The organism is Kribbella sp. NPDC023855 (genome assembly GCF_040639475.1).
Taxonomy (GTDB): Bacteria; Actinomycetota; Actinomycetes; order Propionibacteriales; family Kribbellaceae; genus Kribbella.
The window spans coordinates 316,044-328,970 of the sequence record NZ_JBFAAA010000009.1 but is presented as its reverse complement, the minus strand read 5'-3'; the positions used below and the strand labels follow the sequence as shown (position 1 = coordinate 328,970).

At 69.6% G+C, this 12,927-nt stretch carries 14 protein-coding genes; 5 read left to right on the top strand and 9 right to left on the bottom strand.

Going from position 1 to position 12,927, the window contains the following annotated elements; genetic code table 11:
- The first annotated feature begins 24 nt into the window (after positions 1-24).
- Positions 25-474, top strand: coding sequence for an RNA polymerase sigma factor (locus AB0F51_RS28805; protein WP_360284936.1), 450 nt, complete (start codon positions 25-27; stop codon positions 472-474).
- Positions 471-1,541 carry a hypothetical protein gene (locus tag AB0F51_RS28800; RefSeq protein WP_360284923.1) on the top strand — a complete coding sequence of 357 codons (1,071 nt, stop codon included), beginning with the start codon at positions 471-473 and terminating at the stop codon, positions 1,539-1,541. Before AB0F51_RS28805 ends, AB0F51_RS28800 begins: the two co-directional genes overlap by 4 nt.
- 183 nt (positions 1,542-1,724) lie before the next feature.
- Here the strand turns inward: AB0F51_RS28800 and AB0F51_RS28795 are convergent, their stop codons facing one another.
- Positions 1,725-2,732, bottom strand: coding sequence for a winged helix-turn-helix domain-containing protein (locus tag AB0F51_RS28795; RefSeq protein WP_360284921.1), 1,008 nt, complete (start codon positions 2,730-2,732; stop codon positions 1,725-1,727).
- Between the two features lie 142 nt (positions 2,733-2,874).
- Positions 2,875-3,732 carry an alpha/beta hydrolase gene (locus AB0F51_RS28790; protein ID WP_360284919.1) on the bottom strand — a complete coding sequence of 286 codons (858 nt, stop codon included), beginning with the start codon at positions 3,730-3,732 and terminating at the stop codon, positions 2,875-2,877.
- 59 nt (positions 3,733-3,791) lie between these two features.
- Between AB0F51_RS28790 and AB0F51_RS28785 the strand changes: the two genes are divergently transcribed.
- Positions 3,792-4,541, top strand: a complete 750-nt coding sequence (locus tag AB0F51_RS28785; protein WP_360284917.1) for an AAA family ATPase — start codon at positions 3,792-3,794, stop codon at positions 4,539-4,541.
- 4 nt (positions 4,542-4,545) lie between these two features.
- Here the strand turns inward: AB0F51_RS28785 and AB0F51_RS28780 are convergent, their stop codons facing one another.
- Positions 4,546-5,541: a DUF4349 domain-containing protein gene (locus tag AB0F51_RS28780; RefSeq protein WP_360284915.1), complete on the bottom strand. Its 996-nt coding sequence runs from the start codon at positions 5,539-5,541 to the stop codon at positions 4,546-4,548.
- A 143-nt stretch (positions 5,542-5,684) separates the two neighbouring features.
- Positions 5,685-7,826 (bottom strand): DEAD/DEAH box helicase, encoded by a 2,142-nt coding sequence (locus AB0F51_RS28775; RefSeq protein WP_360284913.1) that lies wholly within the window; start codon positions 7,824-7,826, stop codon positions 5,685-5,687.
- 324 nt (positions 7,827-8,150) lie between these two features.
- Between AB0F51_RS28775 and AB0F51_RS28770 the strand changes: the two genes are divergently transcribed.
- Positions 8,151-8,825, top strand: coding sequence for a ferritin-like fold-containing protein (locus AB0F51_RS28770; RefSeq protein WP_360284934.1), 675 nt, complete (start codon positions 8,151-8,153; stop codon positions 8,823-8,825).
- A 283-nt stretch (positions 8,826-9,108) separates the two neighbouring features.
- On the opposite strand, the gene AB0F51_RS28765 is transcribed toward AB0F51_RS28770, so the two are convergent.
- The 5 genes from AB0F51_RS28765 to ligD form a co-directional block, all read right to left on the bottom strand.
- Positions 9,109-9,381 (bottom strand): GlsB/YeaQ/YmgE family stress response membrane protein, encoded by a 273-nt coding sequence (locus AB0F51_RS28765; protein ID WP_360284911.1) that lies wholly within the window; start codon positions 9,379-9,381, stop codon positions 9,109-9,111.
- 147 nt (positions 9,382-9,528) lie between these two features.
- Positions 9,529-9,756, bottom strand: a complete 228-nt coding sequence (locus AB0F51_RS28760) for a DUF3107 domain-containing protein (protein ID WP_360284909.1) — start codon at positions 9,754-9,756, stop codon at positions 9,529-9,531.
- Between the two features lie 187 nt (positions 9,757-9,943).
- Complete coding sequence (locus tag AB0F51_RS28755) at positions 9,944-10,573, bottom strand: TetR/AcrR family transcriptional regulator (RefSeq protein ID WP_360284908.1); 630 nt, start codon at positions 10,571-10,573, stop codon at positions 9,944-9,946.
- A 130-nt stretch (positions 10,574-10,703) separates the two neighbouring features.
- Positions 10,704-10,922 (bottom strand): hypothetical protein, encoded by a 219-nt coding sequence (locus AB0F51_RS28750; RefSeq protein WP_360284907.1) that lies wholly within the window; start codon positions 10,920-10,922, stop codon positions 10,704-10,706.
- A gap of 52 nt (positions 10,923-10,974) precedes the next feature.
- Complete coding sequence (gene ligD, locus AB0F51_RS28745; protein ID WP_360284906.1) at positions 10,975-11,901, bottom strand: non-homologous end-joining DNA ligase; 927 nt, start codon at positions 11,899-11,901, stop codon at positions 10,975-10,977.
- A 19-nt stretch (positions 11,902-11,920) separates the two neighbouring features.
- Between ligD and AB0F51_RS28740 the strand changes: the two genes are divergently transcribed.
- Complete coding sequence (locus tag AB0F51_RS28740) at positions 11,921-12,856, top strand: alpha/beta hydrolase (RefSeq protein ID WP_360284904.1); 936 nt, start codon at positions 11,921-11,923, stop codon at positions 12,854-12,856.
- Positions 12,857-12,927: the final 71 nt, after the last annotated feature.

Genomic DNA, 12,927 nt, shown 5'->3' with positions numbered 1-12,927 from the left:
CCGGCGGCGGGTGGGGGGTTCGTCGTGGGGGGGCGCCCGCCCCGCCCGGGGGGGGCGGGGGGGGGGGGGCGGCGCGGGGCCCCCCCCCCCCGCGACGACATCGTCCAGGAAGCCCTCACCCGCGCCTGGCTGAAACGCGACCAGTACGACGGCAGCCGCGGTACCGCGTCGGCGTGGTTGCTGGCGATCACCGCGGACCAGGCCCGCAAGGCGGTCCGCCGGTTGCGGCCGGTCGCCGAGCTGACCGACCACGACCAGCCGGTACGCCGTGCCGATGTCGAGGCGCGGGTCGATGTCGACCAGGCCCTCGCCGAACTGTCGCCCCGGCAGCGCCTGGCCGTCGACTGCTACTACTTCGCGGACCTGTCGATCGCCGACACCGCCGCGGTGATGGATTGCTCCGAAGGCACCGTCAAGTCCACTCTTTCCGATGCGCGGGCCCGCCTGCGCTCTCTGCTGGAGGTCAGCGAATGAAACCGACCGACAAGGTCGACGACCTGCTGACGAAGGCCGGCGCCCAGTGGCGCGCGAGCCAGCCGTCCGCGCCCGAACCAGACCTCGACCGCATCACCGGCACGCAGCCAAAGCGCCGCTGGCTGGTCCCCACCCTGGCGGCCGCGAGTGTCGCGGCGATCGCCACCGCCGCGCTGATCGTCCTTCCGGGCGGTACCGAGCCGGCCGTCGCCCCACCGCCGAGCGCTCCGAAGGTGATGGAAGGTGAGCCGCGGTCGGTTCAGCCCACGGCCGGGCAACCCGGTGCCGACGGTCTCCTGGTCCGCGACGGCGACAAGGTGGAGATCAACGGCCGGATCGTCGCCGCCCCTGGCAAGGATCCGGTCTTCTGCCCCGAGGTCATCCAGACCCTGCCCGGGTACTTTCCAGGTAAAGAACCGCCGCCAGTGTGTGGGGAGGACCAGTCGGTCAAGCTGATCGGTGTCCAGTTGGACAAGCTCGGCGACCCGACGGTCACCCAAGGGGTCCGCAGTGGCTACGCCTACGTGGTCGGGACCTGGCGCGACCGGACCATCACGGTCGAGGAACAGTCGGCGTACCGGAGGATTCCTGAGGTGGTCGAGGAACCGTACTGCCCGGCACCGCCCGGCGGCTGGCGGTCGCGCCCGAGCAACCTGGACTCGAAGCCGGTGCAGGACTTTCTCGCGGCCAAGGCCGACGTGATCTCCGGTCAGCGCGTCAGCTATCCCAACGGTCACAGCCGGAAGGCGCCGGTGGTCTTCGCGGTCGGCGTCGCCAAAGGTGACCTGGCGGCGTTCCGCAAGAGCCTCGAGACGGTCTACCACGGCAACCTCTGCGTGTTCCAGGGCAAGATCAGCCTCGCCGAGAACAACCGGATCACCGAGCAGCTCTCCACCCTGATGGATGAGCGCAGGGACCTGAGCATCTACTACGGCGGCGGCAGCCGGGGTGACGACGGCCTGGTGCCGATTTCCTTGCTGGTGTTCGACGACAAGGCCAAGGCGGCCCTGACCCCGCTCGGCCTGGAGAAGCTGGACATCACCCCGTCGGTGCGGCCGATCCGCTGACGGAGTTTGCTGAGAGCAACTAAGAACCCGGCGGTGACCTCACCGCTGGGTATCTTTCCAACCGGGCTGAACAGCCCTGGCGAGACCATCGCCGGGCCTGTTGCACCAGGCCGGCGATTCGAGACGCGCCGGGCAGCAGCTCCCATTCTGCCCGGCGCGTCACCTCAGCCCGACCCGAACAGCTCAGCTCAAGAGGTCGACGAGTGCGTCGCCGCGTGGGGTCCGCTTGATGCGGACCTCGCGGCCGGCCCGCTGGCGTAGTACCAGGCCTGCTTCCGCCAGTTGGCTGCAGTGGTACGTCGCAGTACTGGGCCCGGCGGACAGATGATCGGCGAGGCCGCCCATGCTGTTCGGGCGGTCCAGTGCGCGCAGGATCGCGGCCCGGATCGGCCCGATCAGCAGCGTGAGGCTGTCGGTCGTTGCTTGCGGTGGCCGGCCGCCGAGCCGGCCGAGACCCGGTACGGGATAGCCGAGCCACGCCTGGTCGGGCTCGTCGAGGTCGAACACGGACGCCGCCGACCCGGAGACGAGCGGCACCAGCACGATCGGCCGGTCGTCCAACTCAACCCGGTACGGGTGCCGATCCGACAAGTACAGCGTTTCGTCCTGGTACTGGACCCGGTTGCTCAAGCCCGCGAACAGTACGTCGAGTCCGTTCGACACCACGGCGGCGCCGATCCGCTCGGTCTCGCGGTTCCGCAGTGCAGTGGACTGCTGCCAGATCGGCGCGTACGCCCGCCAGGCCGCGGCCAGCAGCGCAACGTACAGGTTCAGCCACTTCCGCGGATGACGCAGTGCGTTTCGCCAGGGCGGGGGAGGATCGCTGGGCGACATCACCTCGACCCCTTGCTGCAGGTCGTCCGGCGACAGGTCCGCGACCCGGGAGAGTTGCTCCGGGACAGGTGCGCCGTCGATGCCCAGCGGTGTGAGGCAGGCCGGCAGCAAGGCGCCGGTCCGGTCGAACATCGGGATCACCGCCCGCGCAGCATCGCCCGGGAGGCCCCTGCGGATGCTCTTGATCCAGTCCGGCGCGATGCCCTGCCGTGGGCCGCCGAGAGCGTCCACCACCAGCGACAGCAGGCTGGCCATGGGGGCCGGGGCCACCGAGACCCGCACCCGGTCCAGTGGGCCCAGCACCAGTTCGGTGTGTTGAGGACTTCGCGTCGGCCGTTCGATCACCTCCGCGGTCATAGGGTGAACCTCGAACAGCTCCGCTCGGGCATGAATTTGTCCCTCCGCTAGCCAGACCTGACTAGACCAGATTAGGTCGGCCGGAGGGCAGCAGGAGGGGGATTTCGTCCTGATGGAAACGGTTGCCAGGGGCGCTCGGACCTCAGTGGTGGTGGAAGAAGTCGACCAGCAGACGAGCTGTCGCGGCCGGCTGATCGATCGCAGGCGAGTGACCGGCGTCAGGGATGACCTGAGCCGGTACGCCGAGCTTCTCCGCCATCGCGTCCTGGACCTCCAACGGCCAGCCGTCGTCGGACTCGCCGTACAGGACCTGGACGCGCACGCCCGACTCCGCCAGCAGCTCGGTCCGGTCGTCGGTGTCGATCAATCGCCGGGTGACGGCGGCCAGCCCGGCCGGGGTGTTGCCGGTGAACCGCTTGCGCAGGAAGGCGGCGATGTCCGCGGCCGGCTTGATGTAGCGCGCTTCCTTGCTGTCGTGCTCCAGCTTGAGGTCGTACACCTGCTCGATGGGCAGGTTCTCCAGCCCGTACGCGAGCATCTGCAGGCCCTGCACCTTCGGCTCGTCGCTGAAGGCGGCCGGCCCCGAGCACAGCAGCGTGATCGTCGAGAACACGCTCGGGTCGGTCAGCACCGCCTCCCGGGCGACCAGCCCGCCGAACGAGTGCCCGACCAGCTGGCTGTAGCCGCCGAGCGCCTTGCTCATCGCCACCACGTCAGCCCCGAGCTCCGCCAGCGTGTACGCCGAGGGGTCGTCCGGCCCCGGCGTCTCGAACTGGCCACGCTGGTCCACCGCCACCGCGATCCATCCGTAGCGGGCCAAGTGGTCTACGAGCGGGGTGAAGTCTTCCTTGCTGCCGGTCCAGCCGGGGACGAGCAGGACCGTGCCCAGCGGCGTACCGATGTCGGGCCTGGCCTGCAAAGTGGCGAAGCTGCCACGGTCGGTCTCCAGGGTCGCGGGGCGAACCCCGTCGGGCAGTCTCAACGTACGCGGCGTACTCACGGGTCCACGGTATCCGGTGCCGCCGGGCTGGGCGTTTCATGGTGCGGCACAATGGCCGGGTGCCTCGCACACTTGCGGTTGCGAACCAGAAGGGCGGCGTGGCCAAGACGACCACGGTTGCCTCGCTCGGCGCTGCGCTGGCCGGGCTCGGGCAGCGGGTCCTGCTGGTGGACCTGGACCCCCAAGCCTGCTTGACGTTCTCGGTCGGTCTCGACCCTGAGGACCTCGACAAGTCGATCTACCAGGTGCTGCTCGGCGGGGTGAAGGCGCGCGACGTGATCGTGCCGTCCGACGAGGGTCCTGACCTGCTGCCGGCCACGATCGAGCTGGCTTCCGCGGAAGTGAAGCTGGCCGGCGAGAGCGATCCCGAGCATGTCGTCCGATCCGCGCTGCGGCCGGTCGTCGCGGCATACGACTGGATCCTGATCGACTGCCCGCCCACTCTCGGACTGCTGACCGTGAACGGGCTCACGGCGGCGACAGACGTCCTGATTCCCTTGCAGTGCGAGACTTTGGCGCATCGCGGCGTCGGCCAGTTGCTGGACACCATCCACGATGTCCAGCGCCTGACCAACCCCGGCCTCGAAGTACTGGGCGTTCTGCCGACCCTGTACGACGGTCGTACGACGCATGCGCGGGCTGTCCTCGACACCATCGCCGAGACCTACGCGCTGACCGTGCTCGCCCCGGCGATCCCGAAGTCCATCCGCTTCGCCGAAGCCCCCGCGATCGGCCAGACCATCCTCACCACCGCACCCCGCTCGGCAGGCGCCAAGGCCTACCGAGACGTGGCAGCCTCCTTGCTCTAAGGGGTCAGTGCCGGTCCGGGTGCTGGGGGAGAGGCGGGTTGCTGTTCGGCGTACCGGCTGTTGCTGTTGCCGTCGCCACGGCAGGTGCCGCTGGGCGGCGGAAGCGGTGGCGGAAGCGCCAGATCGGGTAGCCGATCAGGGCGATGGCGATCAGGAACGGCAGCACCGCGCCGAAGGCTGTCGCGAGTGCGGAGAACGTTGCGGTGAAGGCATCCCAGCCGCCGCGCAGGCCGGAGAGGAAGCCGGGGTCTTCGGCCTTCTCCACCACGGGTTCCTTGCCCTTCTCGGCCAGCGTCAGGGTCAGAGTCGCGAGCTCGGTCTGCAGGGACAGGTTCTTCTGCTTGGCCAGCAGGGCCTCGAGGTCGGCCTCGCGCCGGGTCAGTTCGCTTTCCACCGAGACGATCTCGCCGATCGTGGTCGCCTTCGCGAGCAGCGCGCGCATCCGTTCCAGGCTGGCCCGCTGGGTGGCGATCCGGCTGTCCACATCGACGACCTGCTCGGTCACGTCGCTGGACTCCTGGTGGATCGAGGTCCGCTTGCCGAGCCCGGACAGCCGGTCGATCGCGGTCTCGTACGACGCTGTCGGCACCTTCAGTACGACGTTGGCGCGGGTGATCCGGCCGTCGTCGTCGCTGGTGGTGTCCTCGGAGGCGACCTGGCCGCGCAGGCCGGTGACGATGCCGATCGCCTTCTGCCGCTGGTCGCTGACCTTGTCGTGCTCGATCTCCACGGACAGCGAGCCGGTCTTGATGATGGCCCGGCTGATCGTCGGCTGTGCGGCCGGCGCGCCTTTGCTGTCCGTGCCGGGCTGGCCCTGACCAGGCTGGCCCTGACCGGGCTGGCCTTGGCCGGCCTTGCTCTCGGGAGCGGCCGCGCTGCCCTCATCCGCGGCGGTTCCGCTGGCACTGTCGCTGCCGCCGCTCGCACCGCAGCCGGACAACAGCACGGCCGCGGCCAGGAACACTCCTGCAACCGCGGCCGACGTACGCATCCTCGTCATCGCCACACCCTTCCTCCCACGATGGTCCCCGTCGTGGTTAGGACGGGGTGGGGAGGCCGGGTGTTGCGGCCGGCGGTCACCGTTCAGGCACAGAGCGGCGACGAACTGGTCTCGCCGCTCACGGTGACGCGCCGGTTACTCGTTCACTCAGGCGAGGTGAAGGTGGGCACGACGACACCCGCCGCGCTCTTCTTCACCGCAGCCTTCTTCACGGCCTTCTTGGCGGTCGTCTTCTTCGCAGCCGTCTTCTTCGGCGCCTGCTCGGCCGCCTCGTCCGAGCTCCCGGCGGTCTTCTTCGCGGCAGTCTTCTTGGCGACGGTCTTCTTCGCCTCAGGCTTCTTCTCAGCAGCCTTCTTCTCAGCGGTCTTCTTGACGGCCGCCTTCTTCGCCGCCGCCTTCTTCTTGGCCGCCGGCCGCTCAGCAGCCGACGCCTCAGCGGCCGGCGCCTCAGCAGCAGCCTCGGCGACCGGTACTTCGGCCGCCGCCGCGAGATCCTCAGCCGGCTTCTCAGCCGTCTTCTTGGCCGTCCGCTTCCGCGTCGCCTTCTTGGCCGGCACAGCCTCGGCAACTGCCTCGACCGCAGCAGGAGTCTCAGCCGCGGCTGTTACCTGCTCCGCCGTCGCTTCGCCCGCCGCGGCGTTCGCTTCTGAAGCTGCCTCGGTCACGCGGCGACGAGTACGCGTACGCCGGGCCGGAGCCTGCTCACCCTCAGCCGGTGCACTCACCGACGGCTCGGAGCTGACCTCAGCCTGGACCGTGCTGGTCTCGGTGACCTCAGCCTGCGCCTCGGCAGCCGACTCGCGGCGACGGCGGCTGCGCTGGCGGGGCTTGCGCTCGGCCGGAGCCTCGGTAGAGGCCTCGACATTCGGCGGTACGGCGGTCTTCGCGGTGACGTCGGCCTCGGACTTCTGCTCGGTCGTCTCGCCACCCTCGACCGGCTGGCCGGCGCGCAGCCGGCGCCGGTTGCGGTTCGGCCGCTTCCGCGCCGGACGGTCGCCACCGGCGGCGGCAGCATCGGTCTTCTCGCCGTCGTGGCTGCGAACGCGATCGCGATCGCGATCGCGATCACCGTCGTGGCTGCGGACCCGGTCACGGTCCCGCTCGCCACGCCGCCCGGACGGCTTGTCGTGGCTGCGCTCCTGCCGCTCGACGGCCTCGCGCGGCGGCTTGATCCGGCCCTTGGCCTCGGTGGGGATACCGAGGTCGTGGTAGAGCTCGGGCGACGTCGAGTAGATCTCCTGCGGTTCGTCGTACGGAAGGTCGAGCGCCTTGTTGATCGTCTTCCAGCGGACCAGGTCCGGCCAGTCGACGAAGGTGACGGCGATGCCGCTCGCGCCGGCCCGGCCGGTGCGGCCGATCCGGTGCACGTAGGCCTTCTCGTCCTCCGGGCAGGTGTTGTTGATGACGTGCGTGACGCCTTCGACGTCGATCCCGCGGGCGGCCACGTCGGTACAGATCAGGACGTCGATCTTGTCGCCGCGGAACCGGGTCAGCGCCCGCTCGCGGGCCTGCTGGTTCAGGTCACCGTGGATCGCGGCGGCCCGGAAGCCGCGGTCGATCAGGTCGTCGGTGAGCCGGGACGCCTCGCGCTTGGTCCGGCAAAAAATCATCACCCGGCCGCGGTCGTCGGCCTGCAGGATCCGGGCCACCACCTCGGGCTTGTCCAGATCGTGCGCCCGGTAGACGAACTGCGCCGTGGTCGGCACCATCTGGGAGTCGTCGTGCGACTCCGCCCGGATGTTCAGCGGGTGCCGCATGTGGGTGCGGGCCAGGCCGATCACGGCCGACGGCATGGTCGCCGAGAACAGCATGGTCTGGCGCAGCTCGGGGGTCTTGCGCAGGATCCGCTCGACGTCGGGCAGGAAGCCGAGGTCCAGCATCTCGTCGGCCTCGTCGAGGACGAGCACCTTGATGTGGCTCAGGTCGAGCACGCCCCGGTTGGCCAGGTCGAGCAGCCGGCCCGGCGTACCGACGACGACGTCGACACCGGCCTTCAGCTGGTCGAGCTGCGGGTCGTAGGCGACCCCGCCGTAGATGGTGAGAATCCGGACGGAACGCACGGTGGAGGCCGTCGTGAGGTCCTTGGCCACCTGGATGGTCAGCTCACGGGTCGGGGTGACGACCAGGGCCTGCGGCTTGCCGGGCGCGGCCAGCTCCTCGTAGTCGGCTTCGCCGGGGGAGATGGTGCGCTGCAGCAGCGGGATACCGAACCCGAGGGTCTTACCGGTACCGGTACGGGCCTGACCGATCAGGTCGGTCCCCATCAACGCGACGGGGAGCGTCATCTCCTGGATCGGGAAAGGCTCGGTGATGTTGACGCGGTCGAGCGCGTCGCAGATCTCGGGCAGAACCCCGAGCTCTCGGAAGGTGGTCAGGCTGATCGCCTCTCACATGCTTGGTACGGACAGGTTGCAACAGTGGCCGGGTGGGCGTGGTCTGCCCTACTTTTCACGGCGCGGGACACTGTGCAAGCGGCTCGCACCAGCTGCCCATCTGGGCGCGTCACCGGCGAAACACCGTCCAGTGTAGCGGGAATACCCGTGACGGCCGCTTCGCCGCATTTCCACCTCTGGCGCGTCCAGGCCGATAAGGTGCGCAGCATGACCGAGATGACGGCCTTTGATGATCCCGCCTACCGGGCCGCGGCGGTGGATCTGCTGGGTGTGCTGGCGTACGGCGAACTGACCGCGTTCGAGCGGATCGCCGAGGACGCCAAACTCGCTCCGACCCTGGACGACAAGGCCCAGCTGGCCCAGCTGGCGACCACCGAGTTCGGCCATTTCGTCCAGTTGCGGGACCGGCTGGTCGCGCTCGGGGTGGACCCGATGGAGGCGATGCAGCCGTTCGTCACGCCGCTGGACGCCTTCCACGACCACACCGCGCCGTCGGACTGGCTGGAGGGCCTGGTCAAGGCGTACGTGGGCGACGGCCTGGCGAACGACTTCTACCGCGAGGTCGCGGCGTACGTGGATGCCGAGACGCGGGCGCTGGTGCTGGAGGTGTTCGCCGACTCCGGTCAGGCGGAGTTCGTGGTGGACCGCGTGCGCGCCGCGATCGACGAGGACCCGAAGGTGGGCGGCCGGCTCGCGCTGTGGGGACGCCGCCTGGTGGGCGAGGCGCTCAGCCAGGCCCAGCGGATCGCCGCCGACCGTGACCCGCTCGCCGCCCTGCTGGCCGGCAGCGTCGACCGTCCCGGTCTCGACCTGGCCGCGATCGGCCGGATGTTCACCCGCCTCACCGAGGCCCACACCGCCCGGATGACCGCCCTCGGTCTGCAGGCCTAGCTCGTCCTGAGAGCAGAGCGGCCGCCTGCCCCGGATCGGGGTGGCGGCCGCTGTGAGGGTCTTGGTCAGACTCTTGCTTTGCTGCTGTTGCGCGACGAGATGACGGCCACGACGACCGCGCGGCACAGATGATCTGGATCATCGTCCTCCGCGCCCGGCCCGCCCGGGCGACTCGCCGTGCGTGACCGGATGTTCACCGGGTGCACAGCGGAACGGCCGCCGCCCCAGGGGACGACGGCCGAATCCGGGTTACCGGTTTGCTGAGTGGTGGTTGAGCCGCGGGTCAGATCGTGCGGCTCTTGGAACGGCCGGTCACCATCGCGGCGACCACGACCAGCACGGCAGCGACGACGATGCTGATGATCCAGCGGACCCAGTCGATGCCCTTGGTGGCCTCGACGCCGAGGGCGGCGGCCAGGTAGTACCCGATCAGTACGCCGCCGATGCCGCACAGCACGGTCAGCCAGATCGGGATGTTGTCCCGGTCGCCTGGGGCCACGAACTTGCCGAGCAGCCCGATGATGATGCCGGCGACGATCACTCCGATGATTTCCATGACGCTGGTTCCTCCTAGTGACGACCACGTCCGCACGGCGTGACGTTTGTCCCGTCGTAGTGGAACCGGTTACCGGCGCCGGGCCCGGGTAAACGTGCCCGGGGTCAACCGTTGTCGTGCCGTGCCGCGGCCGTCACCAGGATCAGTTCAGATCGCGCCGAAACCGACCTTGCGGATCGAGACCTCGCCGATCTCCACGTAGGCCAGCTTCTCGGCCGGGACGAGCACCTTGCGACCCTTCTCGTCGGTCAGCTGCAACAGACCGGACTTGCCGCCGAGCGCGTCCGCGACGGCCTGCTCGACCTCTTCGGGGCTCTGCTCGCTCTCGAGCACCAACTCGCGATTGGCGTGCTGTACGCCGATCTTGACCTCCACGAAACCCTCCCGGGCACGTTCCGACCGGCGGCTCTCGCCGGTACCCGATTCGAGCCTATCCGCTACCGACTCCGCGTTCTCACCCGTCCGCCCAGAGCAGAACCTGCGAGCAGGACGGCCCAGAGCAGGCCAAGCCCGCAGAGCAGGGTCGGCCCGTCGAGCCGGGAGCAGCCGTCGGGGCGGAGTACTAGCTCTCGGAGCGGGGGAAGGCGCGGATGCCTCGCCAGGCCAGGCTGGCAACCAGGTCGGCGGCCTGCTCCTGGGCGAGCGTCGGGTTCTCCGAGGCGAGCCAGTACCGCGCGCTCACCTGGGCCATGCCGACCAGGCTGACCGCGAGCACCATCGACTGTTCCTTGTTCAGGCCGGCGTCCGCGCTGATCACCTCGGAACACGCCTCGGCGCAGGCGTGGGTGACCCGGTCGACCCGCTCGCGGACGGCGGGCTCGTTGGTCAGGTCGGACTCGAAGACCAGCCGGAAGGCGCCCTGCGCGTTCGCGACGTAGTCGTAGAAGGCGTGGATCGTCGCACCGACCCGCTCCTTGTTGTCGTCCGTGGAGCGCAGCGCCTCCCGGACCGAGGCCACGATCGCCTCGCAGGAGGTGTCCAGCAACGCCAGGTACAGCTCCAGCTTGCCGGGGAAGTGCTGGTAGAGCACCGGCTTGGAGACGCCGGCGCGGTCGGCGATGTCGTCCATCGCGGCGGCGTGGTAGCCGTTCGCGACGAAGACTTCCTGGGCCGCCTCGAGCAGTTGAGCGCGGCGCGCCAACCGCGGCAGACGGCTGCCGCGCTTGGGCGCGGTCTCCGGTGTCGTCGACACGTCGGGCTCCTTCGGTGGTGCGGCACCCGAGCACGACCCCCGGGTAGTTGAACTGAATCCTACCCAGCGGTGTGTCCGGCCAGTAGCTTCGCCCGCCGGGCGTCCCGTCGGCTGTTGGTCCGGGCCGGAGTCACTGGCGGTAGTCGCCGTCGTCGTCCTCACCGGCGAGCCGGTGCTGGTCGGCCACGTCGGCAGGGTCCGCCTCAGCCGGTACTTCGAAGTCCTCGAGCGGCTCCTCGTCGTCGAGGGGGCCCAGTAGTTGCTCCAGGACGTCGGCCTCGGGCGCGTCGTCACGGCGTTCGGTGTCGAGGATGGGCCGGTCAAGCGGTTCGTACGGATCGCTGGTCATCGAGCTCTCCTCTCCTAGTGCGCTCACGCCCCTGTACCCAGAGTGCTCCTGGTTATGAGGGCAACGGCTGCGGGTCGTCGTACAGGCCTTCGAGGATGTCGCCGTACTCGTCGATCCGGGCCAGGACGTCGGCCGGCAGGAAGGTCAGGTCGGCCGGGTCGGTGGCGGCCGCCACTTCGTCCCAGTCGATCGGAGTGGAGACGCGCGGCTCCTCGGCGCCCCGGAGCGAGTACGGCGCCAGCGTGGTCTTGGCGCTGGCGTTCTGGCTCCAGTCGATGAAGACCTTGCCTGGGCGGAGCGCCTTGGTCATGTTCGCGGTCACGTTCTCCGGTAGCGCTTCGGCGAGTTGCTCGGCGAGCTGCTTGGCGAAGGCGCTGGTGGCGCGCGAGGGGGCGGGGTCGATCGGCACGTAGAGGTGCATGCCCTTGTTGCCGGAGGTCTTGGGCCAGCCTTCGAGACCGAAGTGGTTCAGCAGCTCGCGCAGGGCCAGCGCGACGTCGCAGCACTCGACGATCGTCGTACCGGGGCCCGGGTCGAGGTCGAAGACGATCAGGTCGGCCATCGGGTTCTTGCCGGTGTCCGACAGGCCGATCCGCCACTGCGGGACGTGCAGTTCGAGGGCGGCCAGGTTGGCCAGCCAGACGATCGTCTGGATGTCGTCGGCGATGACGAAGTCGGCCTCGTCCCGCCCGGTGGAACTCCCGGGGGTGGGCAGGGTCACGGTGCGGACCCAGGTCGGCGTACCGCGGGGTGCGTTCTTCTCGAAGAAGTACGCCGCTCCGGTGCCGTCCGGCCAGCGTTTGCGGGTCAGCGGCCGGTCCGTCAGGTGCGGCAGCAGCAGCGGCGCGACCTGGAGATAGAAGTCGATCACCTCGGCCTTGGTGAACCCCGTCTGCGGGTACAGCACCTTGTCGAGGTTGGTGAGCCTCATCGCTTGCCCGTCCACCTCAGTGGTCAATTGCTTCGATGCAGCTGCCATGCGTCCTACCATGCATGATGTGGACAGTTACGGGTCAGTAACCGGCACTTCGGTGTCGCTGGGCGCGCAGGAATGGCCGGCACGCACCGTGCCGGTCGCCGGAGTGGACCTGCTGGTCCGGGACACGCCGGGGGCGGCGAAGGACCTTCCGCCGGCGTTGTTCGTGCACGGCCTCGGCGGCTCGTCGATGAACTGGACCGCCCTCGGTCTGCTCCTGAACGACACCGTCCGCGGACTCGCGCCCGACCTTCCCGGCTTCGGCCGTACGCCGGCTGTGCCGGGGCTCGGCGGCATCCGGCAGCAGGCCGAGTTGCTCGACCACCTGATCGACTCGGAGTTCGACCAGCCCGTCCACTTGTTCGGCAACTCGATGGGCGGTGCGGCCGCGGTGGCTCTGGCGGCCCGGAGTCCGGAGAAGGTCGCCTCCCTCACGCTGATTTCGCCGGCCCTGCCGCATCCGCGGGCTTCGGCCTCGGCGGTCTGGTTCACCGCGGTGTCGACGCCGCGACTGGGGAAGGCCGTGCTGGAGCGGACCGCCCGGTTGCCGTTCGAGCGGCGGCTCAAGGCCTCGCTCGCGATCATCTTCGGTGACCCGAAGGCGCTGCCGCCCGAAGTGCTGGCGGCGTACGAGGAGGAGTTGCGCCGCCGCGACGCGCAGCCCTGGGGATACCAGGCGACGCTCGAGGGAGCGCGCAGCGTGTTGCTGTCCACGTTGGCGCCGCCGCGCCGGTCGCTCTGGGCGGACGCGGCCAAGGTGCGCTGTCCCGTGCTGCTGGTCTACGGCGGCAAGGACCGGCTCGTCGACGCGAAGATCCGCACGAAGGCGCACCGCAGCTTCGCCGACGCCCGGCTGCTCTACCTGCCGAAGTCCGGCCACGTCGCCCAGATGGAACACCCGCAGGAAGTCGAGCGCGCCTTCCGGCAACTGATCGGCAGCCGGCCCGCCGCGCGCTGATCCCGCGAGAATTTTTGTGGCCCTCGACAACCATTGCCCCGGCTCCGGAGTCAGCAGGGTGATCTGTCTGC